Raw genomic sequence first — 21,890 nt, forward strand, 5'->3', positions numbered from 1 at the left:
AAATAAATATGAAGAAAACAGCCTTGTACGACAAACACGTTTCTTTAGGAGCGAAAATAGTACCTTTCGCAGGCTTCGAAATGCCTGTACAATATTCCGGAGTTACGGAAGAACATTTTGCAGTGAGAGAAAACGCGGGAATATTCGATGTTTCTCACATGGGACAATTTTTCATTGAGGGTCCTGGTTCTAAAGAGCTTTTGCAATTCGTTACGACAAATAATGTAGATGCACTGGAAAAAGGAAAAGCCCAATATTCTTGTCTTCCTAATGAGAATGGCGGTATCGTAGATGACCTTATCGTGTATCAGATGGATGATGAAAAATATTTTGTAGTAGTTAATGCTTCAAATATTGAAAAGGACTGGAATCATATTTCAAAATACAACACTTTCGGAGCTAAAATGACCAACGCTTCCGATGAAATGTCACTTTTGGCAATTCAGGGACCGAATGCAACAGCAATCCTTCAAAAGCTTACTGACGTTAACTTGTCTGAAATTCCTTACTATCACTTCACAGTAGGGGCTGTAGCAGGAGTAAACGATGTCATTATTTCAAATACGGGATATACTGGCAGCGGAGGATTTGAAATTTATTTTAAAAATGAAGATGCCGTAAAACTTTGGGATGAGATCATCAAAGCAGGAGAAACAGAGGGTATTATTCCTTGTGGACTTGCTGCCAGAGATACTTTGCGACTTGAAAAAGGATTCTGTCTTTACGGAAATGATATCGATGATACAACTTCTCCTATTGAAGCCGGTTTAGGATGGATCACAAAATTCGATAAAGATTTCCTTTCTAAAGAAACCTTTGCCAAACAAAAAGAAGAAGGAGTAACAAGAAAACTGATTGCTTTTGAACTTCAGGACAAAGGGGTTCCCAGACATGATTATCCTGTAGTGGATGCGGAAGGAAATGTAATCGGAAAAGTAACTTCAGGAACACAATCTCCTATGAAAAAGATTGGTTTAGGACTGGGTTATGTTGCTAAACCTCATTTTAAATTAGGATCGGATATCTTCATCCAGGTAAGAAATAAAAATATCCCTGCAAAAGTTGTGAAGGCACCTTTTGTATAGAAAGGAATATTTTATTAAAATAAAAACCGTAGGAGTTCCTACGGTTTTATTTTTTTATTGGGGTTTTTGTTATCGGTAAACCAAAATATCCTTGATGATCATACTTCCATACAATTTCTTTTCCGCATTGGTAAAGTAATATTTATTTCTTCTGCTATAAGCGTCAGCAGTTCTGTAAGAAAATCCCGTTTGCCAGATAATGAGCATTTTGGTTTCATTTAAAATAGGATAATTGATATCATAAAACCGAAACAATGACCGCTCAACAGTGGTACTATCTTTTATATCCGGAGTGTTCCAAACAGTTCGTGGGTATATTCTGGTCATTTTACTCAATAAATAAGAAAAGGGTTTCCCTCTATATTCGGATTTCTTAAGTTCAAAATTTGTTTTAAGATAATGTAAAGTATCCAGTTCCTTGGTATTCTTTTTATCTAAATCAATCTTATGCTGAGCATGAAGATGACAAAAGACGCAACTTAACAGAACGAAAATATATTTCATGATACAAAAGTAAAACAGAATACAAATATTGTTAAAATAATTTGCTTTTCCACAAAAAAAAGACTGTATAGGATACAGCCTCTTTTAGTTTAATAGCAGATACAGCATAATTTCCGATCCGAGGAACATACATCACCCATTCCCGGATTATTGGAAACTACTCCACCGGCACCGCCGCATAAAAAATTGCAATTTACAACAGGTCCGATTCCTCCATTGATTACTCTAAGGTCTCCCCTGTTTAGGCTTTTGATTTTGTGAACATTTTTTAACATAATAATATTTTTGGTATCATCAAATATAAAATTTTCCCGACATATAGAAACGATATCTGAAGAAAAATAAATCACATAAATACCTGAAGTAAAATCACATAGAACAAAACCACGCCTTAATCTTTAGCTATATTAAACCAATCACTCAACATTTATCTTTTAATTGACAAGCGATGTGCTGATGTCTCGTCCATACCACCAGCCAAAACACTAAGAACTTTATTCCATACATTCTTTTTCTCAGACAGGGATTGATTTAATTCATCGTAAGCCTCCGCATATTGTCTTTCATAATTTTGATCTTCCGAATCCGGGTAACTCCATGGAATATATTTCAGGATATCTAATGTTAAAGCATCAATTTCATCCGGTTCAAGCTTTTCCATGAGGGTTAGTTTTAATTTATAAGATTCAGATGTGGAAAGAATCCGGTTCAGATTCTTTGAAATAATCTCCCAGATGCTGTCCCATTTTTGAAGGTTTTCTGCTGTAAAAATACTGTTTCCTACATTTTGCATTTCTATCAGAATGTTAATTACAACATCTTTATAATGGTTGTAAGCTTGTCTTATTTCAAGCAGGTTGGAGCGGTCCTTATTTATGAATTTGTCTTCGATACTCCTAAGTATTCCAAGCAATACAATGATATTTTCAAGTAGCTTAGCTTTTTCGTTCAGCCATAAATTGATAATGATGCAATCATTAAACAAAACAATAAGTTCTCCAGCTTCATCAATCTTTTTTATGATGCCATCATTGCCCTCCACAATCTCCTTATGGGTAAGGGTAATATCAGTGCTTAATTTTCTTAGGTTCTGGACAGCTTTTATTACAGGATTAAAATCTTTTTCCATCATAATTTGTTTTATTTTTTGTGTTTATAAATTATAGATGAAAAATTTCACAGATCCTGTTTAGGGAATTTGGGAATTAAGAGAATCAGGGAGTTTTTTCATCACCAGCTAACATACAAAAAAATCTAAAAATCATTTTTTTATCAAATTCTACTGAGAAGCAAATATCCGGTAAACAATACCGGATATTCAAAATCGTACATGTATTTAATTGAGTGAAATATTTCGAATCAGAAAAATAATCCTTTACAAATCGAAGTTTTAAATTTGTATGATCTTATTTTCAGAAATTAATCGGCACCAAAGAACGTTTTTAAATTCTCAATATTGTTTTTATCATTTCCCACAAAAATTTCCTTATCCGTTACGAAAACAGGTCGTTTCAAAAAGGTATAATGATCCAGTAATAAATTTTTAAAATCCTTTTCTTTTAATGATTTTACATCCAGTCCCCGTAATTTAATCTGTGTAGACTTTTTGCTAAACAATGCTTCGTACGATTGAGTCCTTTTGTACATCTCAGCAAGCTCTTCTTCTGTAACCGGCTCTTTCTTAATTTCTCGGAGTTCCCAGTCTGTAAGATCAAACTGTGCCAATATCTTTCTGCAGGTATCGCAGGTATTCAGGTGGAATACTTTTTTCATCTCTATTATGATTTTTATGATCCTAAAAAAGCTTATGATAAGCTTTAACCCTTCAAAATTATGATTTAATTCAGGATTTTGAAAATTATTAAATATCTTTATTCAAATTTTATACAATGCAGAACAAGCCAATTACGTTTCAGTTTATCTCGGAACCATCGGATGTTAATTATGGAGGAAATGTTCACGGGGGAAGCGTGATGAAATGGATAGACCAGGCCGGCTATGCCTGTGCCACTACCTGGAGCGGAAATTATTCTGTAACGGTTTACGTAGGGGGAATTCGTTTTTATGAACCCATTAAAATCGGTGAAATTGTGAAGGTTGAAGCTCAGGTTATTTATACCGGAACCTCCAGCATGCACATTTCGATCAATGTATTTTCGAGAAACCTCAAGCAACCTAATTTTGATAAAAAGACACATTGCATCATTGTTTTTGTAGCCGTGGATGAAAATGGCAAAAAGCTGCCTGTTCCTAAATGGGTTCCCGAGACTGAAGAAGAAAAGCAGCAGGAGCAGTATGCAAAAAGACTTATGGAATTAAGGACCCAGATTGAGGATGAAATGAAGCCTTTTTTATAAGAGAAGGCAGCAATTCATTAATCATAAAGAGGACCAACAATTTATAGTTAAGGAATAGAAATTTATAGATATCATGAAAATTATTTTTACATTATCTGCCCTGTTAATTATTACTTTTGTTCAGTCCCAGACCCATAGGTTCATTTATGAGCTCAAATATAAAATGGACTCCACGGAATCCGGTTATGAAAAGCAGAATATGATCCTGGATATCACCCCAAAAGAAGTTAAGTTCTACAGACAAAACCTAATGTCTACTGATTCTTTAAATAAAAAGTTCGGAATGAACTCCAGCTATACGGATATGTCCGGACAGGTTGTAAAAAGAAAAGTCAACTCCTTTGATCATGAAAATTTCATTAATATAAAAGCAGGATATTATTCATTCAGGACTACGGACAAAATCAACTGGATGATCTCTGACGAAGTGAAAAAAGTAGAACATTACACTTTGCAAAAAGCAACTGCCGATTTTGGAGGAAGAAGCTGGACTGCATGGTTTTGTAAGGATATTCCATTTAATGAAGGACCTTTTAAATTTCGTGGTCTGCCGGGTTTAATTTTTGAATTATCCGATTCAAATAAAAATTTCATCTATCATCTTCTAAAAAGCGAAACATTAACCGGAACACCATCCACTGAAGATTTTCTGGAGTCTAATTTTGGCAACAAAGCGATTTCCATCAATGAAAAGCAAAAGCAAAAATTATTGCTGGAATTTTATAATGACCCTTTTGCTTTTGAAAGAAATACCATCAGCAAAACGGCAACTGATCTTAATATCAATATCAATGGAAAGGAAATCCGCAATGTAGATGAGCTCAATACACAAACCAAAAGCATGCAGGAGGTAATAAGAAAGTATAATAATCCTATTGAGATTGATAAAGTAATGCATTATAAAATTAATAAATAATATTTATCTTTGTAGCTCAAAAGGAAATGGTGTTCTTCCTTACCCAACCGCTTTACGTAAGCTGATGACGCCTGATTAATAGATTATCAACCAAAATTAATCAGGATTATTATGTCTAAAAATCCCCGAACAGTAAGTAAAAAAATAGTATTTCATTCAAGATTTTTCTTTAGAAAATTCCCTGCTTTCCCATATATTGTAAAATGGCTTTGCATCAGCTCGATCATCGGGATTCTGGTCGGAAGTGCCTCAGCCGGGTTTTTGCAGTCCCTTGAATGGGCTACCCGTTTCAGGGAGAACCATATCTGGTTGATTGCGCTTCTTCCGGTGGCCGGTTTTTTAATAGGGCTGCTATATCATTACTATGGAAAGGACGTCGAAGCCGGTAATAATTTACTAATCGATACCATTCATGATCCTCAGAAAACCATTCCTTTTAAAATGGCTTCTTTTGTATATCTGGGTACTATAGTTACTCATTTTTTCGGAGGTTCTGCAGGCCGGGAAGGAACAGCAATACAAATGGCAGGAGCAATTTCAGACCAAATCAGTAAACCATTCAGACTGGATAAAACCGAAAGGAAAATTTTAATTATTGCTGCCATAGCTGCTGGTTTCGGTTCTGTTTTTGGAACACCGCTAGCCGGAGCGGTATTCGGTCTTGAAGTTTTTCTCATCGGAAGGATCCGTTATAATGCCATTTTTCCTGCATTTGCGTCTGCTATTATTGCAAACTGGGCAACCGATCTGTGGAATGTAAAACATACCCATTATCATATTGATTTCGTCCCAAAACCTGAGTTTTTACCTATTCTTTACAGTATTCTGGCCGGTGTTGCTTTTGGTCTGTGTGCAGCAGCATTCAGTAAAATGATACATTGGGCAGGAAGAATATTCAAATCTAAGATCACGTTTCCCCCATTCCGGCCTATTGTGGGTGGTGGTATTGTTGCTATTGCTGTATTTACAATGGGAACGACACGGTATATCGGTCTGGGGATCCCCACAATTGTGGAATCATTCGAAAATCAGCTGCCTTTTTATGATTTTGCCTTAAAAATGATTTTTACGATCATAACATTATCCGCAGGATTCAAAGGCGGTGAAGTAACTCCGTTATTTTTTATCGGAGCAACATTGGGAAGTGCTTTATCCCTGTTTATCCCTCTTCCTTTCGGGCTTTTGGCAGGAATGGGTTTTGTGGCAGTTTTTGCGGGAGCAACCAATACTCCCCTTGCGTGTATGTTGATGGGGATTGAGCTTTTTGGAGCTGAATCCGGAATTTATGTTGCCATAGCTTGCGTTGTTTCTTATTTGTTATCGGGCAGAAACAGTATTTACACGCGGCAAAGAATCGGACAAGCTAAACATCGCAGATACGAGAGCGACCAGGATAAAAGTTTTTCAGATCTCTGAATTTTAAAGGTATTCTTACATACAATTTAACTAAGTTTGTGTCTTAATTGTTTTTACAGCATGTTTGACTACAGACTTAAAGTTTTTCACACGGTTGCTTCAAGACTGAGCTTTACAAAAGCTTCTGAGGAGTTGAATATCTCTCAACCGGCGGTCACCAAACATATCAAGGAAATAGAAAGCCAGCTTAACACCAGGCTGTTTAACAGGAAAGGTACATCTATCCAGCTTACTGGTAGTGGAGTCATACTTTACAAATATGCAGAAAAGATCCGCAATATGTACAGGGATCTGGAGTTTGAAATTTATCAGCTGAATTCTGAACACAGGGGCAAACTGATTATTGGCGCAAGTACTACTGTTGCACAATATATCCTTCCTGAGATCCTCGCAAAATTTCATTCGTATTACCGGGATATTAAGATTGAACTGCTTACTTACAATACAGAAGTTATATCAACATTATTAAAAGAGGGTAAAATTGACCTGGGAATCATTGAAGGCGAATCCCAATCTTCTTATTTTGATTATAAAATTTTTAAACCCGATGAAATTGTACTTGTTGCAAAATCGGACCACCCTCTTATGAACAAGACACTGCAATTGAAAGATTTATACAATACAGACCTGATCTTCCGGGAGCAAGGTTCGGGAACACAGGAATTTATCCAGAGTCGGTTAAAAGAAAAAGGCATTGATCTAGAAAATCTCAATATTGTTATGCAATTAGGAAGCAGCGAAAGTATAAAAAACTACCTCCTTCATTCCGAATGTCTGGCATTTCTTTCCGTAAGCACTGTCTTAAATGAGCTGAAAAATAATACTCTGACGATTATTGATATTAAAAATTTCAGTATTGAACGAAACTTCCATTATATCCTTCCGAAAGGAGAACAATCTGCCCTTATTCAACTTTTTTTAAAGTTTATAAATTATAACTAAAAGTTATCCAGTATAACAAAATACAATTTACATTGTAATAATTAATTGTAGAATTTTGAAGAATGAATTCAAGAATCTATAATATGAATCGTTTTATCCAAAACGAAAAAACAAAGAAAATCATTTTCCTTACATTAGCAGTCATTACGCTTACACCGTGGATTTCATCTCCCATCGCTCTTGCTTTAGGATTTCTACTCGCTGTCCTTTTAGGAAATCCTTTTGAAAAATATCTCCATCGGTATATTCATTTACTGCTTCAGATATCCATTGTAGGGTTGGGTTTCGGATTAAAACTTAACGAAGCTTTACAGGCTGGTAAAACGGGTTTTATATTAACTGTTGTGAGCATTGCAACAGTAATGATCCTGGGGTATTTTTTAGGTAAAGTATGTAAGCTGGAAAAAAAATTGTCATATCTGGTTTCTGTTGGTACCGCTATCTGTGGAGGTAGCGCCATAGCGGCTACCTCTCCCATCATTAAACCCAGCACCAAACAGATTTCTCTCGCTCTTGCAATCATTTTTACTTTAAACTCTATTGCATTATTTGTTTACCCTGTTATTGGTCATGCATTACACCTTTCCCAGGAGCAATTCGGGTTATGGTGTGCGATCGGTATTCATGATACCAGTTCCGTTGTAGGAGCTGCAGGCAAGTTTGGGGATGAAGCATTAAAAACAGCCACTACTGTGAAGCTTGCCCGTGCTTTATGGATTATTCCGGTTTCTCTTATTACCATGTTGATCTTTAAAAATAAAGAATCGAAGATTAAAGTTCCGTGGTTTATCGGATATTTTGTTTTTGCAATCTTATTAAATACCTATATACCCTTGTTTGCTCATTTCAGCCAGATCATTACCACAGTTTCAAAATCAGGATTAAACTTAACTTTATTTCTTATTGGATCCACCCTTTCTCTGCAAACCTTAAAAACAATTGGTTTTAAGCCACTGGCTATAGCGGTCATCCTATGGATTTCTATAAGTACGGGAACATTGTTGTATATTATCCATTAAAAAGACAAAAGCCCTTTGGATCCCCAAAAGGCTTTTGCGTATTAAATGTGGAAATGTTTATTTCTAACTGAAATAATTCGTAATTAAATTGCCGACTGATCACAAGTATAAACCTGTGGGCAAGCAATGTACTGAATGCAGTATTTAGGACCAGTTACAGAACCTGAACAGCTGCATCCGCATAGAGATAAATCAGGATTCACGTTTACACCTCCTACGATGTTTTTAAGTTCTCCTTTGTTTAATTTCTTAGCGTTTTTAAAAATGTTGTTTACCATGTGATTTGATTTTGAGATTGAACAATATAGTTTAATGATTTCAAATTTAAACAAATAATTAATATTCAAAGCATAGTTTACAAAAAAAATTCATAATTTATTTATATAAAAACAGTTATTAATTTTTTAACGCAAAAATACTTTTACAATTTATTAAACACCTGCTGTTATTCTGTAAATTCAAGGTCTTTGTTATGGGTTTCGGAAATCGTAATTGATGAATAAAATGCCAGTCCGAAAACGATTACTCCAACAATAGCGGCACTTATGATAACGGTAAAATTATGCTTAAGTAAATCAAAAGCCAGAATCATTACAGGCACCAATCCCCTTACCATATTAGGAACAGTAGTCGTTGCCGTATTCCTGATATTGGTCCCGAACTGTTCGGCAGCCAGGGTAACGAACATGGCCCAATATCCAGTTCCCAGCCCTAGCCAGACACAGAAAATGTAATATTTGGTTTCGGTATTGGTATTACCGAAAAGCATAATTGCAACGCCTACCAGCGTAAATGCCAGCATATAAAAAATAGCCATTTTCCTGGATTTTAAAAGATGCGAAATAAATCCACTCATCAAATCCCCGATAGATATTCCGACGTATCCCCACATAATAGCTTTTCCAGGATTGATCTCCTTAATGCCCATTTCCGGAGCAAACTGATTGGCTAACACAGCAAGAATACCTATACAATACCAGGTTGGAAGTCCGACAGCAATACATTTCATATACCTGATGAAACGATCTTTATTGGTAAAAAAGGAAAGAAAATTGCCTTTTGAAACATTCGTCTGATGCTCAATATTCTTATAAATTCCCGATTCTGAAACGCTTATCCTTAAAAATAGCAGCATAATACCCAGAACACCTCCGATAATGTAAGAAATATTCCAGCTTCCGGCGAGTTCAACAGTTAGCTGAGCCACTACCGCACCCATTAATCCAAAACCTGCCACTACAGATGTCCCTATTGCCCGTAAACTTTTCGGGAGGCTTTCAGAAACAAGGGTTATTCCGGCTCCAAGCTCTCCGGCTAACCCAATACCTGCTATAAACCTTAAACCCGCATATTGGTACACCAAATGCTCTTTAGGAAAGTAAGGAAGGAATCCACAGGCTATGTTTGCGAGGGAATATACAAGAATAGAACCGAATAATACGGACAGCCGGCCTTTTTTATCTCCAAAAATACCCCAGAAAACCCCACCAATCAATAAGCCGGTCATCTGGCAATTCAAAATGAAGGTACCATCCACATCAGGATTGAGGCCTAAAGCTTTTAAACTGGGAATCCTTACAATACCGAATAAGAGAAGGTCATAAATATCTACGAAATAACCGAGAGCAGAAATAATTACCGGAATGGAGAAAATGTACTTCAGCTTTGAAGACATGGATAGTTCTTGCATTTTTAAATTTTGATAAAAATAAAAAACCTTTCAATTTCTTGAAAGGTTTTTACAGAATATCTTTGTTAAATTATTATCTCGCAATATTCACAGCTCTCGTCTCTCTGATTACTGTTACTTTTACCTGTCCGGGATATGTTAATTCGTTCTGGATCTTTTCAGAGATATCGTAAGACAACTGAGAAGCAATTTCGTCATTCACTTTTCCGCTTTCTACCATTACTCTCAACTCTCTACCTGCCTGAATCGCGTAAGCACTTGATACTCCATCAAAGCTTAATGCTGCCGATTCAAGATCTTTCAGTCTCTGAATATAAGACTCCAATACCTGACGTCTTGCCCCCGGTCTTGCTCCGGAAATAGCATCGGCAACCTGGATAATTGGAGACAACAGGGAAGTCATTTCAACTTCGTCGTGGTGAGCTCCAATAGCATTGATTACCTCAGGATTTTCTCCATATTTCTCAGCCCATTGCATACCTAACAATGCGTGAGGAAGTTCAGATTCCTGCTCAGGAACCTTACCGATATCATGTAAAAGACCTGCTCTTTTCGCCAGTTTCACATTTAATCCTAGTTCAGCAGCCATGGTTGCAGCAATATTAGCAACTTCTCTGGAGTGCTGTAATAAGTTTTGTCCGTAAGAAGAACGGTATTTCATTCTACCTACGATCTTAATCAATTCAGGGTGTAATCCGTGAATTCCTAAATCTATGATGGTTCTTTTACCAACCTCAATGATTTCTTCTTCGATTTGTTTTCTCGTTTTTTCAACAACTTCTTCAATTCTTGCTGGGTGGATTCTTCCATCTGTAACCAATCTGTGAAGTGATAATCTTGCAATCTCTCTTCTTACAGGGTCAAAACATGAAAGAAGAATAGCTTCCGGGGTATCATCTACGATAATCTCAACTCCTGTTACCGCTTCCAGTGCACGGATATTTCTACCCTCTCTACCGATAATTCTACCTTTTACTTCATCAGATTCGATATTGAAAACCGATACTGAGTTTTCGATAGCCTGCTCTGTCCCGATTCTTTGAATCGTTTGAATTACGATTTTTCTGGCTTCACTCTTGGCATTAAGCTGGGCTTCTTCCATGATGCTCTGAACATGCGCCTGAGCTCTGGTTTTAGCTTCTGCTTTCATGGATTCTACCAATTCAGCTTTTGCTTCTTCTGCCGTATAGTTAGATATTTTCTCAAGAATTTCAACTTTTTTAGAAGTCACAGAATCCAATTCCTGTTGTTTTCTTTCTAAAATTTCGTTCTTCTTTGCATAATCTGCAATCTGCTTATCCAGATCCTTTTCAAGCTTTCCGGTCTTACTAAGCTCATCATTCAGCTTATGTTCCTTATCTTTTGTTCTTTTCTCAATCTCCTGTATTTTCTTTTCACGGGCCTGGATATCGGCATCGTGCTGAGATTTTAATTCAAGGAATTTCTCTTTAGCTTGAAGGTTCTTTTCTTTTTTTATGGATTCGGCTTGTACGTTAGCTTTTTCTATAAGGTTTTCAGCATTTTTCTTTGCATCATCTATAATAAATTTTGCCTTGGCATTGAGTGAGCTCTTAGAGAAAAGAATCCCTATAACCGCACCAACTACCAAGCAAATAACGCCGACTATAATGGCTGTTGTCATATATATTGAGTTTTAATTGTCTTTAATCATTTAAATAAAAAAAGCCTACAATAATCCAGTGATATAGAGTAAACTCCTAATCAACACGATTTGAACTGATTTCCACTGTCTGTAATCCGGAGAACCGGCACGCCATTCGATGGACATTTGTTCGGTAATTGTTTAGCGTTGAGTTTACCTTTAATGTGTTAGAACTATTGTAGGCAGTTGTTTCAGGAAAAAAAATCTATTTCCCAATTTCATTCAACGTCTGATTAATCTTTACTAATCTTTCGTTGGTTGAATTTATGTTTTTTTCGTAGTTAAGTGATACTACTTCAGCATTGGTTCCTAATTTAAGGGCACACATGGCCAAAGCATCCTGTTTATCTCTTACATCGAAGTTTTGTTCAAAATCTTTAATCATACTTTCAATCTGCTTCCCTACTTTACGCAAAGTCTCTTCCTCTGCGGCCGGTACGTTCAGCGGATACACTCTTCCTGCAATGTTGATGGTTATTCTCCTTACCTCCATTATAATCCACTGTTTTGAAGCTGAGCAATACAGAAATCAATTTCCTTTACTAATCGATTGATATGGTTTTTCATTAATCTATTATGTTCGGGATTTCCTGATATTGCTGAATAAAGTTTTATCTTTTTTTGTTCTTCTGCTAATACCTGACTTTTTTTTCTTTCCTCATCATATTTCTTCTTCAATTCTTCATGCTCTGTATTCAATTCCGTAAATTTCTCAGTAAGATTCTGATAGTTTTTATGTAAATTCAAAATCTTTTTTTCCAGCTCTGAAAAATTATTCTCTAAATCTTGAAGCATTCCAGGTTTTATATATTCTAACTGTTAGCAAAAATATAAAAATATTGACATTAACAAAAATAAAAGTCTCTATATTTTGATATGATGAACAAAAAAGGAGATGCTTTCGCATCTCCTTTTTATATTTTAAGTCTTTTCTTATTCAAATTTCAATACAAACATGATGGCTCTTGTCTGTAAAGTAGACATTGCAGCTGCCCAGTAAGGAGGAGTGTTTGCGTTATCCGCAACAACTTCGTTGTTCATAATGAACGTACCTCTGATGGCCGGAGTCAGTTTAAACTTATTGAAGTAAAACTGGATTCCCATCTCCGCAGACCACGCAAAGTTATGTGTAGTGGATCTGAAAACCTGCTGAAGGTTATCATCAGTGGAAGTAGAGTTGGATTGAAGATTCACGATATAATTTACCCCTGCAGCGACATAGGGTCTGGAATTGTACCATCTCTGTCCGTGAAGCTCAAGCATGACCGGAATATCCACCAATGTTGATTTTACCTGTCTTACTTTATCTTTTTCCGTTAAAGGAAATGGAGTAAAAGGAGCATTTGTTAAAGTACCAGCCGCATACTGGTCATTAGACTGCGTGTTGAAAGTAAGTTCCCTTTGAGCAAATTGCAAGCCTGGTTCTGCTCTTAAATCTAAATAGTCATTCAATCTCCATTTACCGATTAATCCGGCTCCGAAGCTTGTACTGCTCTTAGATGTAACAAGATTTTGATTCCCATTCATACCATATCTTGGGTTTAATACGATACGGTAGTCCAGTATATTGCCATTCAGATAAAAACCCCAACTGAAGACTTGTTGATCAAATTCCTCCAACTTATCCATTCTGTTTCGGGTTCTAAATTGCGCATCCGCAAAGATTGCAATATTTACTGAGGCTAACACCAGTGCTTTTAATAAAAATTTATTCATAGGTTACTTTGTTGCTTTATAAATTGTGGCTATACCTAAACTTAGTTTTTTATATTCTACTTTCTTAAATCCTGTATCTAAAAGAATTTGTCTCATCTTCTCCCCGTAAGGAAAAGCATTTACAGAATCCGGAAGGTATGTGTATGCCCTATTATCTTTAGAAACCAATTTCCCTATGGCAGGTAATATGTTTTTAAAATAAAACATATAAAATGGCCCCAAGAACCCCTCAACCTTTGAAAACTCAAGTATAAAAACACTTTTGTTATCTTTTACTACTCTTCTTAACTCTGCTAAACCTTTTGTAAGGTTTTCAAAATTCCTCACTCCAAATGCAACGGAAACAGAGTCGAATCTATTGTCCTCGAAGGGTAAATTTTCTGCATCCCCCTTCTGCATGGAAATTTTGCCGTCTAATTTAAGTTTTTTTATTTTAATAACGCCAACATTTAACATTTGTTGCGATAAATCCAAACCAACTACTTTTGCATTGGTTCCTTTTTCAATTGTAATGGCAAGATCCCCCGTTCCTGTAGCCACATCCAGCACTTCCTGAGGGTTGTCATTTTTCATCCATTTGACCAATTTATTTCTCCATATGATATCAATCTTCATTGATAAAACACGGTTTAAAAGATCATACTTGGGTGCAATATTGTCGAACATATCCTCTACCTGGCTTTTTTTTGTAGCATCAGAATTGTAGGGAGTTACTTGGTTGATATCTTTTGTCAAAACTTGTAATATTCTTTATAGTAATTAAGGTAATCTTGCTTTCTGAAAATCTTTGAACGGGATTCTACTTTGTCAATATTTTTAATGATCTTATCATAATCCTCATCTACATTATAATAAAAATCATCAGTAAACAGTTTATTGAAATGCTTTGCCCCGCCCAGATATTCTTTTCCGTCTATTACGGTTTTATTAAGCTCCAAAAGTAATGAATCTTTTTTAAGATTGTATCCATAATATTGGCGGTTAATATAATAATCCTGATGAGCGATGTTCAATAACCCGCGAATTTTATTTACCTCAAAGGCAGAATCGTAAAGTATTTTTTTATTCTGATCGAAAACTTTAATAGAATTTTTTCCTTTATTCAAATCAACCTTCACCGACTGTCCTGCTGAAATAATTCCTTCAGAACCGTTATTAATTCTATAGTAATAGGTATTGGGAGTGGGGTTGTCTACTAAGTAATAATTTTTCTTAGCTAAAAAAAGGAAATAAATCCCAAAGGCAATGATAAACGCCACAACAGCAATAAGTAAGCCTTTTAAGGATGGATTATTTTTCATAGACTGTAAAGTACAATTTTTGCAAATTTAATAATATTTTTAATTCTTTCTTATTAAGATTAATTATTAACTTTGCGTTTTTAAAAAATCATTTAAACGAATGCCGAATACGATCATTATTGGTTCTGGATCTTACCTTCCTAAAAGGATTATCGGAAGAGACTTTTTTCTAGGTTCAGAATTCTATACAGAAGACGGGGTAAAGATTGACAAGCCTACTGAAGAAACGATTGCCAAGTTTGTAGAAATTACAGAAATAGAAAACAGAAGATTCATTGACGAAGATCTTTCAAACTCACAAATAGGTTACGAAGCTGCAAAGCTAGCCATTGCAGATGCTAAAATTGACGGTGAAGAACTGGATTATATTATTTATGCCAGTAATTTTGGAGAAGTTACTGTAAACGGATACGCTGATTTCATGCCTACAATGGCTGCCAGAGTAAAGAATAAACTGGGTATTACGAACAGAAAATGTGTAACCTATGACATGCTTTTCGGATGTCCGGGATGGGTGGAAGCAATGATCTTAGCAGATAATCTGATCAAAGCCAAAGCAGCAAAAACCATTTTAGTAATCGGTGCGGAAACTTTAAGCCGTGTTACAGATCCACACGACCGAAACAGAATGATTTTTGCAGACGGAGCCGGAGCTGTAGTAGTAAGAGCTACAGATGAGGAAAATGTAGGAATTATTGCACACAATACAATTTGCGATAATGGAATTGAATTGAACTACCTTGCCAACGGACCTTCGATCAATAAAGACTCTGATCAGACCCGCTTATTTGTAAGAATGCAGGGTAGAAAGATCTATGAATACGCATTAAAAAATGTTCCGGCAGCTATCAAAGAAACTATTGATGACGCTGGGCTTTCTATTGAGGATATCGACAAAATATTAATCCACCAGGCTAATGCAAAAATGGATTACGCTATGATCGAAAGACTTCACAAGCTTTATGATGTAAAAGATTATGATCATACTATCTCTCCGATGACCATTCAGGAGTTTGGAAATTCGTCTGTAGCAACCATTCCTACCATGTATGATTTAATAATTAAAGGAAAAATGGCCGGTCATTCGTTTAAAGAAAAAGGTAACGTTGTTATGACTTCGGTAGGTGCCGGAATGAACATCAATGCTATCGTTTATAAATTTCCTTAAGAATAAATAATTTAAAAATATTAAAAGCACAAAGGGAAATTTTCTTTTGTGCTTTTTTAATCTGATTATGCAAAAAAATTTTTTAATTATTGCCGCCATATTTCTGTTTTTGGAAATATACATTTATCAGGCGATAAGGACATTGACGGATAATTCCTGGGTGAAAATCGGTTACTGTGTTTTATCATTAGCTATTTACGGGCTTTTCGCCTATGAGCTTGCCCATTTTCAGAAAGCAGACCGGAGTTCTGTAAGAATTCAATGGATGATGTCCCTATTTCTCATTTTCATCCTTCCCAAAATTTTCATTGTTCTGTTTTTATTGATCGATGATATTTTCAGGACCGGTACCTATATCCTTGGATTCCGGAACCCTGCGGAAAACTTTTTCCCGGAAAGAAGAAAGTTTTTAAGCTTAATGGGACTCGGTCTGGGAGGTGTACTTTCGGCACTTTTTATTGATGGAATTACATTTGGTAAGTACAGGCATAAAGTGAGAAAGGTTAAAGTAAAAATTGCTAATCTTCCTAAAAACTTCAAAGGTTATAAGGTCATACAGATCTCCGATGTCCACAGCGGGAGTTTCGCCGATCCAAGCAAATTAGAGCACGCCATTGAGCTGATTAATGAGCAAAAACCTGATCTGGTCTTATTTACTGGAGATATGGTCAATAATGTTTCTGAAGAGTTCAAACCATTTATACCCTTATTTTCAAAAATAACAGCCAAGGATGGCAAATTTGCAGTACTGGGAAACCATGATTACGGTGATTATGTTACCTGGACTTCTCTAGATGCCAAGAAAAAGAACCTGGAAACGCTTATTGACTATGAAAAACAGGCCGGATTTGACATGCTGAGAAATGAACACAGAATCATCGAAAAAGATGGTGAAAAGCTTTTTATTCTGGGTGTAGAAAACTGGGGGCTTAAACCGTTCCCTCAATTCGGAGATCTTGATAAGGCGATTGCAGGAGTACCGGAATCAGCCGCAAAAATATTAATGAGCCACGACCCTACTCACTTTGATTCCATTGTAAAACAACACCCCGGAAATGTTCAGCTGACATTATCAGGCCATACCCACGGAATGCAGTTCGGTCTTGATCTTAAAAACATCAAATGGTCACCGGTCCAGTACCGTTATCCAAAATGGGCGGATATCTATGAGAGCGAAGGTAAATTCCTGTATGTAAACAGAGGGTTCGGAGTGCTTGGATATCCAGGGAGAGTTGGAGTTTTACCTGAAATCACACTTTTTGAGTTGAGTTAGAAGACAAAATTAGATCTTAGGTATCATTTCAATAAACTACTTAAGACATTTTTCAATTCGTCTGTTACTGTAAACTTTCTTATTAAAAAATATAATCTTTCATGCGGGAAGTAGCCATTTCTTTCTCGTTGATCCAGGTAAGGAGGGCATTTAATTTGTCCTCCATTTTTTTTCCTGACGAAAAGCTTCTGTAAAAAGGAATATCAAAGGGATAGGTCTTAAAATCCGTAAACTGCCAGGAGTTAAGATAGATCAAAACAAATTCATCATTCTTTAATGTTTCAAAAACCATATTCTGGTAATATTTCATGGGCAATATCTGAAATACAAAATCATTATAGGGTAATTGACTGTACGGCGAAATACTTTCAGGAACAATACTTAACCCATCTTCTTCTGTAATCTCAGTATCTCTTTTCAGCCTTTTGAACGGAAAAAGAATATTGGCATTATCGATATTGGAAACATAATTAAACTCTAGTAATTTTAAATTCTCCTGCGGATGTTTTACATCTTTCTGGCGAATTCCCCGGATCTGTTTTCCAAAACATTCTTCTATATTTTTCTTAACCACTTCGATCTCCTGAAGGGAAGAATTTTTATTATAAAAAGCAATTTCATGCCCACGGGTTGAAATTGCTTTTATAAGATGATGGAGTTTTTCAACGATAGAGACCTCAATAAAAAATGTGGCTTTCGTATCGTGAATATCCAAAATTCTGAGAATAGCTTTTGTATTATCAACTGTTATTTTTAAACGGTCATCGCCTGTAATCTGAGCATTAGTTTTAGTCTTTGCTTCAATATCAAGGATGTTAAAAGTTAATAATACCATTTAAACTTAATTTTATATAAATTTTATAATACATTAAAAATGAGACGTTAAAAACATTTTTAATTAAAGCTATACTTTAAGTAATTAATTTTTATCTAATTTTACTTTAAGATTCTTGATCATGTCTTTTGTCATTTCAGAAATTCCAAAATCATACGTCAGTCCCCAATCTTTTTTGGCGATTGAATCATCAATTGAAGCTGGCCATGAATCTGCAATTTCCTGTCTGAAATCAGGTTTATAATCGATCTCAAAATCCGGAATTTCTTTCTTGATTTCTTCTGCCAATTCTTTTGGAGTAAATGACATTCCACCTAAATTATAAGAAGAACGAACCGTTAAACTTTCTTTTGGAGCCTCCATTAATTTCAATGTCGCATTGATAGCATCATCCATATACAACATAGGCATCCCTGTATTTTCAGAAATAAAACTCGTATACTTCCCCTCTTCTATCGCTTCGTAAAAAATCTCTACCGCATAATCCGTAGTTCCTCCTCCTGCCGGAGTCTTCCATGAAATCAACCCCGGATAACGGATACTTCTCACATCCACTCCGTGTTTGTCAAAGTAATACTCACACCATTTTTCACCTGCCATTTTAGAAATACCATAAACGGTAGTAGGATTCAGGACTACATCCTGCTCAACATTTTCTTTTGGAATTCCTTTTCCGAATACTGCAATTGAACTTGGCCAGAAGATCTTTTTAAGCAATCCTTCTCTTGCCATTTCACAAAAATGAAGGAGAGGCTCCAGGTTTAGCTTCCATGCAAAAATAGGCTGCTTTTCTGAGGTTCCGGACAATAAAGAAGCTAAGTGATAGACAGTCGTGATATCATAATCTTTAATGATTTGTCTCACAAGCTGGGTGTTGGTAACATCCATTCTCTCATAATAGCCGGCTGATGTAATTCCCTTCTGCCATCTGTCGAGGCCTGAGGCTACAACATTTTCCGCTCCGTGGATCTCAACAAGTCTGTTGGTAAGTTCAGTTCCGATTTGCCCTAAAGCACCGGTAATCAGTATTTTTTCCGTATAGGATTCCATTTTTATTTCTTTTAGGTTTTGAATTTTACAAAAGTAAAAAAATCATGCTTATCATAATAAAAAAAGGTGCGTAAAAACACACCTTCAGAACATTGTCAGAAGTTCTCTAAAAACTAAAATTCAGCCTTGTAAAAAGAAATCTTCCATTCATCCCAAACTGCGAGACATTTCTGGAATATACAAACTGATTTTGATTAGAGAGATCAATTGTAGCGGGTGTATAAACAATATTTCCTGCAGCATCCACAGATGGCCTCTGCACCGGCGTTGGCCCATAATTTTTATCAGGATAGATATCGAACAGGTTATTGGCACCAATCGTCAGGATAAAGCTCTTATTGAATTTAAAACCAACGGAAAGATCGGTTATTACCTTAGCACCCCAAACCGGATGTTCATTTTCAACAACACTGCCATTGATTATTTCATAGCCAATTTTACCATCTCCATTAACATCCATTGTATTAGGATCGGTCACCTTTCCAAAATATACATTTCTTAGTAAAACATTAAATCTACCAATCTCCAGGCCATTATTAAGAGATGCTTTAAACCTCGGAACGGCTTCTTCTACATAGATGCGACTGGTCTCGGAATAATAACGATTGATCTGCCCTGCATTAATTAAAACATCAGAGCCGTGGATATTCCCTACCCTATTTGTTTTGGAAATAGTGACAGCCAGATCGGAATTTAGTGAAATGTTTGATGAGAATTTAGCACGGTGGGAAATAACACCCTCCAATCCTTTTGTCTGAGTATCAATAGCATTGGCGAAAAAAGTTGCCGCATTGGCATTAGCCTTATCAAACTCCCTTTGAAGGTTAAACAAAGGACTTCCGCCTGGATACGTCCCGCTTGGCCTCAAAAACTGGTCCGTTAAAACAACTCTGTTTTTAATTTTAATATAATATCCATCCACCGTAAATGTAAGGTTGGCATTAGGTATTTTAGCAGTAAAGCCGGCGGAATAGCTTACAGATTCCTCCTGTTTCAATTGTGGAATTCCTAAATTTTTTGCTATTTCAGAATCATTAGAGAATGTACCAACTTCATATGCTATACCACCCACAAACTGAGTAGATGTCGCATTATAGTAGATCTGCTGTAAAGAAGGTGCACGAAATCCGGTAGAATGTGCGGCTCTAAGGTTGATCTGATTAGTAAGCTTATATCTTGTCGCAATTTTGTAATTAAATGTGGATCCAAAGTCAGAATAATTCTCATATCTCACGGCACCGCTTATCAGCCATTTATCCGTAACATCAAGCTCAGTATCTATATAGCCCGCGACGGAACTTCTCCCCTTATTTAAGCTATTGGCTGGTCTGAATCCCGGAAATACCTGGGCTCCACCGGGTCTCACCGCACCAAAAAAATCAGTCGGTTTAAGATTAGCAGGTGTTGAAACATCCTGAATATTGCCATTAATATCATAGAGTGCCCAGGAATCCTGTTCTCCACTTTGAATTTTATACCTCTCAAATCTGGCCTCTCCCCCAAATGCAATATTAAACCCCTGAAGCCAGTCAACTTTTGTATCAAAATCCGCATTAACGGTATTCTGTGAAAAATTAAGCCCACCTGCTTTAAATTCTGTTTTACTCGGATAAAGCATAGAAGCATTCGCCGTATTTTTAATGGTATAATCGAAAGTATTCCGACCGTATGTGTTGCTTATATCATAATTAATATTCCCTATTTTACCTTTAAAACCTGTTGCCAGGGAAAGATCTATAACATCAGAAGCGATTTCAGGCAGTAAATAGAAGTAGAAGCCCTACTCTCATAAGGCCTGCGGAAAAAACCTCCCGCATTGCCACTTCTATAGGAAATCCCCCCAAAAGCATATCCTTTTACGGAAGAAGCAAGATCAAATTCAGAATTCATGAAAAACTGCCCCGATGTCAACCTGGACTGTCCTACTCTCATATTAAAATCGTTTCTCGCAAGCCCTCTGTATGTCATTTCATTTTCTGAAACATCAGTTTTTAAAAGTGTTTGAAGCTGAGAAATACTATTGGCATTCTGAATCTCAGTTTGAAAAGCGGGACTAAAATAATTTACATTTTGAGCATATTGATGAATATAATCAATAATCTGTTGGGAATTGGGAGTGTTCCCGATATTTCCGAAAAGGGAGGAAATATTGACACCGTTCTCCAGCGCCCTTTGTTCGATAGCATTATAGGCATTAAAAATCTGCCCGGTAGCAGCATTGGCTCTTCGTGTCTCTTCCCGCTTCATTAAACTTGCCGTAAAATTGATGAATCCATTCTTTCCTATAGCTGTACCATAATTAAGGTCTAATTGATATTTACCTCCATCCCAGCCTCCGCTGTGGTCATTGGATCCTTTGGAATTAAATCCCCCTGCTGTAATTGCCGAAGTAAATGCATTGGTATTCTTCTTCATGATAACATTAATCACCCCCGCAATAGCATCGGAACCATATTGTGCAGAAGCTCCATCTCTCAGGACTTCCAGACGTTCTATAGCAAATGCAGGCAATGCATTCAGATCGGTTCCCACAGAACCTCTTCCGGGAGAACCATTTACATTAACCAGCGAAGAGGTATGTCTTCTTTTACCATTAAGCAAAACCAATACCTGGTCGGGACCCAACCCTCTCAACTGAGCCGGATCAATATGATCCGTACCGTCTGCAACTGTGGTTGAATTTGAGGTAAACGAAGGAGCTGCATAATTCAGAATCTGGTTGAGATCCATCTGCGGAGTGATAACAGACTGTGAGCTGATATTGATAACATCTACAGGTACAGGCGTATCCGTTGCTACTCTTGCTTTGTTTCTGGACCCTAAGGTAATTTTGATTTCTTCTATATTCTTTGTTTTTGTAGAATCGGTTTGCGCATGGGCATAAACGGAAACAAAAAATAATGCAGCGAGAGAAGCTGCCTTCTGGTAATTTTTGATCATACGGTTGTTTTTTTT

Annotated in this window: 22 protein-coding genes, 1 pseudogene and 1 riboswitch; of the genes and pseudogenes, 8 read left to right on the forward strand and 15 right to left on the reverse strand. The window is 36.4% G+C overall.

Annotated elements, in window-relative coordinates:
• Nucleotides 1–8: 8 nt before the first annotated feature.
• Complete coding sequence (gene gcvT, locus AAEU33_RS18480; RefSeq protein WP_345989556.1) at nt 9–1,085, forward strand: glycine cleavage system aminomethyltransferase GcvT; 1,077 nt, start codon at nt 9–11, stop codon at nt 1,083–1,085.
• 69 nt (nt 1,086–1,154) lie between these two features.
• Here the strand turns inward: gcvT and AAEU33_RS18485 are convergent, their stop codons facing one another.
• From AAEU33_RS18485 to AAEU33_RS18500, 4 genes are all read right to left on the reverse strand, one after another.
• Nucleotides 1,155–1,589 carry a hypothetical protein gene (locus tag AAEU33_RS18485; protein ID WP_345989558.1) on the reverse strand — a complete coding sequence of 145 codons (435 nt, stop codon included), beginning with the start codon at nt 1,587–1,589 and terminating at the stop codon, nt 1,155–1,157.
• A gap of 89 nt (nt 1,590–1,678) precedes the next feature.
• Nucleotides 1,679–1,864: a hypothetical protein gene (locus AAEU33_RS18490; RefSeq protein WP_345989560.1), complete on the reverse strand. Its 186-nt coding sequence runs from the start codon at nt 1,862–1,864 to the stop codon at nt 1,679–1,681.
• 152 nt (nt 1,865–2,016) lie between these two features.
• Nucleotides 2,017–2,721, reverse strand: a complete 705-nt coding sequence (locus AAEU33_RS18495) for a hypothetical protein (protein ID WP_345989562.1) — start codon at nt 2,719–2,721, stop codon at nt 2,017–2,019.
• A 287-nt stretch (nt 2,722–3,008) separates the two neighbouring features.
• Complete coding sequence (locus tag AAEU33_RS18500) at nt 3,009–3,362, reverse strand: ArsC/Spx/MgsR family protein (RefSeq protein WP_345989564.1); 354 nt, start codon at nt 3,360–3,362, stop codon at nt 3,009–3,011.
• Between the two features lie 116 nt (nt 3,363–3,478).
• Here AAEU33_RS18500 and AAEU33_RS18505 point away from each other — a divergent pair, with 116 nt between their 5' ends.
• The 5 genes from AAEU33_RS18505 (at nt 3,479) to AAEU33_RS18525 (ending at nt 8,239) form a co-directional block, all read left to right on the forward strand.
• Complete coding sequence (locus AAEU33_RS18505; protein WP_172277690.1) at nt 3,479–3,946, forward strand: acyl-CoA thioesterase; 468 nt, start codon at nt 3,479–3,481, stop codon at nt 3,944–3,946.
• 73 nt (nt 3,947–4,019) lie between these two features.
• Nucleotides 4,020–4,862, forward strand: a complete 843-nt coding sequence (locus AAEU33_RS18510) for a GLPGLI family protein (RefSeq protein ID WP_345989567.1) — start codon at nt 4,020–4,022, stop codon at nt 4,860–4,862.
• Nucleotides 4,863–4,875: 13 nt separating this feature from the next.
• Nucleotides 4,876–4,943: riboswitch (Fluoride riboswitch) on the forward strand.
• 30 nt (nt 4,944–4,973) lie between these two features.
• The gene (locus AAEU33_RS18515) at nt 4,974–6,278 is read left to right on the forward strand and encodes a voltage-gated chloride channel family protein (protein ID WP_345989569.1); all 1,305 of its coding nucleotides are present in this window, start codon (nt 4,974–4,976) and stop codon (nt 6,276–6,278) included.
• 60 nt (nt 6,279–6,338) lie between these two features.
• Nucleotides 6,339–7,220 carry a LysR family transcriptional regulator gene (locus tag AAEU33_RS18520; RefSeq protein ID WP_345989571.1) on the forward strand — a complete coding sequence of 294 codons (882 nt, stop codon included), beginning with the start codon at nt 6,339–6,341 and terminating at the stop codon, nt 7,218–7,220.
• A 62-nt stretch (nt 7,221–7,282) separates the two neighbouring features.
• On the forward strand, nt 7,283–8,239 hold the full coding sequence (locus AAEU33_RS18525) for a putative sulfate exporter family transporter (protein WP_345989573.1): 957 nt from the start codon (nt 7,283–7,285) through the stop codon (nt 8,237–8,239).
• Nucleotides 8,240–8,322: 83 nt separating this feature from the next.
• Here the strand turns inward: AAEU33_RS18525 and AAEU33_RS18530 are convergent, their stop codons facing one another.
• From AAEU33_RS18530 to AAEU33_RS18565, 8 genes are all read right to left on the reverse strand, one after another.
• Nucleotides 8,323–8,517, reverse strand: coding sequence for a hypothetical protein (locus AAEU33_RS18530; RefSeq protein ID WP_172277680.1), 195 nt, complete (start codon nt 8,515–8,517; stop codon nt 8,323–8,325).
• 167 nt (nt 8,518–8,684) lie between these two features.
• Nucleotides 8,685–9,929 (reverse strand): MFS transporter, encoded by a 1,245-nt coding sequence (locus tag AAEU33_RS18535; protein WP_345989575.1) that lies wholly within the window; start codon nt 9,927–9,929, stop codon nt 8,685–8,687.
• Between the two features lie 73 nt (nt 9,930–10,002).
• Nucleotides 10,003–11,571: a ribonuclease Y gene (gene rny, locus AAEU33_RS18540; protein WP_172277676.1), complete on the reverse strand. Its 1,569-nt coding sequence runs from the start codon at nt 11,569–11,571 to the stop codon at nt 10,003–10,005.
• A 226-nt stretch (nt 11,572–11,797) separates the two neighbouring features.
• Nucleotides 11,798–12,085: a cell division protein ZapA gene (locus AAEU33_RS18545; protein ID WP_172277674.1), complete on the reverse strand. Its 288-nt coding sequence runs from the start codon at nt 12,083–12,085 to the stop codon at nt 11,798–11,800.
• The gene (locus tag AAEU33_RS18550) at nt 12,085–12,387 is read right to left on the reverse strand and encodes a hypothetical protein (protein ID WP_172277672.1); all 303 of its coding nucleotides are present in this window, start codon (nt 12,385–12,387) and stop codon (nt 12,085–12,087) included. The genes AAEU33_RS18545 and AAEU33_RS18550 overlap by 1 nt, the downstream gene beginning before the upstream one ends.
• A 138-nt stretch (nt 12,388–12,525) precedes the next feature.
• Nucleotides 12,526–13,308 (reverse strand): porin family protein, encoded by a 783-nt coding sequence (locus AAEU33_RS18555; protein WP_172277670.1) that lies wholly within the window; start codon nt 13,306–13,308, stop codon nt 12,526–12,528.
• A gap of 3 nt (nt 13,309–13,311) precedes the next feature.
• Nucleotides 13,312–14,043, reverse strand: coding sequence for a bifunctional demethylmenaquinone methyltransferase/2-methoxy-6-polyprenyl-1,4-benzoquinol methylase UbiE (ubiE, locus tag AAEU33_RS18560; protein ID WP_172277668.1), 732 nt, complete (start codon nt 14,041–14,043; stop codon nt 13,312–13,314).
• A complete protein-coding gene (locus AAEU33_RS18565) occupies nt 14,040–14,609 on the reverse strand; it encodes a hypothetical protein (RefSeq protein ID WP_172277666.1) in 570 nt (189 codons plus the stop codon). The genes ubiE and AAEU33_RS18565 overlap by 4 nt, the downstream gene beginning before the upstream one ends.
• A gap of 100 nt (nt 14,610–14,709) precedes the next feature.
• Between AAEU33_RS18565 and AAEU33_RS18570 the strand changes: the two genes are divergently transcribed.
• The gene (locus AAEU33_RS18570; protein ID WP_172277664.1) at nt 14,710–15,777 is read left to right on the forward strand and encodes a ketoacyl-ACP synthase III; all 1,068 of its coding nucleotides are present in this window, start codon (nt 14,710–14,712) and stop codon (nt 15,775–15,777) included.
• 67 nt (nt 15,778–15,844) lie between these two features.
• Nucleotides 15,845–17,050 (forward strand): metallophosphoesterase, encoded by a 1,206-nt coding sequence (locus AAEU33_RS18575; RefSeq protein ID WP_345989579.1) that lies wholly within the window; start codon nt 15,845–15,847, stop codon nt 17,048–17,050.
• 82 nt (nt 17,051–17,132) lie between these two features.
• Here the strand turns inward: AAEU33_RS18575 and AAEU33_RS18580 are convergent, their stop codons facing one another.
• The 3 genes and pseudogenes from AAEU33_RS18580 to AAEU33_RS18590 all read right to left on the reverse strand — a co-directional run bounded on the left by AAEU33_RS18580 (nt 17,133) and on the right by AAEU33_RS18590 (nt 21,875).
• Complete coding sequence (locus tag AAEU33_RS18580) at nt 17,133–17,885, reverse strand: polysaccharide deacetylase family protein (protein ID WP_345989582.1); 753 nt, start codon at nt 17,883–17,885, stop codon at nt 17,133–17,135.
• Between the two features lie 84 nt (nt 17,886–17,969).
• Nucleotides 17,970–18,935, reverse strand: a complete 966-nt coding sequence (locus AAEU33_RS18585; protein ID WP_345989584.1) for an NAD-dependent epimerase/dehydratase family protein — start codon at nt 18,933–18,935, stop codon at nt 17,970–17,972.
• 106 nt (nt 18,936–19,041) lie between these two features.
• A pseudogene (locus tag AAEU33_RS18590) lies at nt 19,042–21,875 on the reverse strand (TonB-dependent receptor).
• Nucleotides 21,876–21,890 lie beyond the last annotated feature (15 nt).

It is taken from the genome of Chryseobacterium sp. Chry.R1 (assembly GCF_039645525.1).
Classification (GTDB): Bacteria; Bacteroidota; Bacteroidia; order Flavobacteriales; family Weeksellaceae; genus Chryseobacterium; species Chryseobacterium proteolyticum.

Bases quoted from the DNA above. Each gene is read 5' to 3' on its own strand.
- AAEU33_RS18530 (WP_172277680.1), bottom strand. From the start codon at position 8,517: ATGGTAAACAACATTTTTAAAAACGCTAAGAAATTAAACAAAGGAGAA.
- AAEU33_RS18525 (WP_345989573.1), top strand. From the start codon at position 7,283: ATGAATTCAAGAATCTATAATATGAATCGTTTTATCCAAAACGAAAAA.
- AAEU33_RS18580 (WP_345989582.1), bottom strand. From the start codon at position 17,885: ATGGTATTATTAACTTTTAACATCCTTGATATTGAAGCAAAGACTAAA.
- AAEU33_RS18510 (WP_345989567.1), top strand. From the start codon at position 4,020: ATGAAAATTATTTTTACATTATCTGCCCTGTTAATTATTACTTTTGTT.
- AAEU33_RS18550 (WP_172277672.1), bottom strand. From the start codon at position 12,387: ATGCTTCAAGATTTAGAGAATAATTTTTCAGAGCTGGAAAAAAAGATT.
- AAEU33_RS18555 (WP_172277670.1), bottom strand. From the start codon at position 13,308: ATGAATAAATTTTTATTAAAAGCACTGGTGTTAGCCTCAGTAAATATT.
- AAEU33_RS18505 (WP_172277690.1), top strand. From the start codon at position 3,479: ATGCAGAACAAGCCAATTACGTTTCAGTTTATCTCGGAACCATCGGAT.
- AAEU33_RS18520 (WP_345989571.1), top strand. From the start codon at position 6,339: ATGTTTGACTACAGACTTAAAGTTTTTCACACGGTTGCTTCAAGACTG.
- AAEU33_RS18500 (WP_345989564.1), bottom strand. From the start codon at position 3,362: ATGAAAAAAGTATTCCACCTGAATACCTGCGATACCTGCAGAAAGATA.
- AAEU33_RS18565 (WP_172277666.1), bottom strand. From the start codon at position 14,609: ATGAAAAATAATCCATCCTTAAAAGGCTTACTTATTGCTGTTGTGGCG.
- AAEU33_RS18545 (WP_172277674.1), bottom strand. From the start codon at position 12,085: ATGGAGGTAAGGAGAATAACCATCAACATTGCAGGAAGAGTGTATCCG.
- AAEU33_RS18570 (WP_172277664.1), top strand. From the start codon at position 14,710: ATGCCGAATACGATCATTATTGGTTCTGGATCTTACCTTCCTAAAAGG.
- AAEU33_RS18535 (WP_345989575.1), bottom strand. From the start codon at position 9,929: ATGCAAGAACTATCCATGTCTTCAAAGCTGAAGTACATTTTCTCCATT.
- AAEU33_RS18575 (WP_345989579.1), top strand. From the start codon at position 15,845: ATGCAAAAAAATTTTTTAATTATTGCCGCCATATTTCTGTTTTTGGAA.
- AAEU33_RS18585 (WP_345989584.1), bottom strand. From the start codon at position 18,935: ATGGAATCCTATACGGAAAAAATACTGATTACCGGTGCTTTAGGGCAA.
- gcvT (WP_345989556.1), top strand. From the start codon at position 9: ATGAAGAAAACAGCCTTGTACGACAAACACGTTTCTTTAGGAGCGAAA.
- AAEU33_RS18490 (WP_345989560.1), bottom strand. From the start codon at position 1,864: ATGTTAAAAAATGTTCACAAAATCAAAAGCCTAAACAGGGGAGACCTT.
- rny (WP_172277676.1), bottom strand. From the start codon at position 11,571: ATGACAACAGCCATTATAGTCGGCGTTATTTGCTTGGTAGTTGGTGCG.
- AAEU33_RS18495 (WP_345989562.1), bottom strand. From the start codon at position 2,721: ATGATGGAAAAAGATTTTAATCCTGTAATAAAAGCTGTCCAGAACCTA.
- AAEU33_RS18485 (WP_345989558.1), bottom strand. From the start codon at position 1,589: ATGAAATATATTTTCGTTCTGTTAAGTTGCGTCTTTTGTCATCTTCAT.
- AAEU33_RS18515 (WP_345989569.1), top strand. From the start codon at position 4,974: ATGTCTAAAAATCCCCGAACAGTAAGTAAAAAAATAGTATTTCATTCA.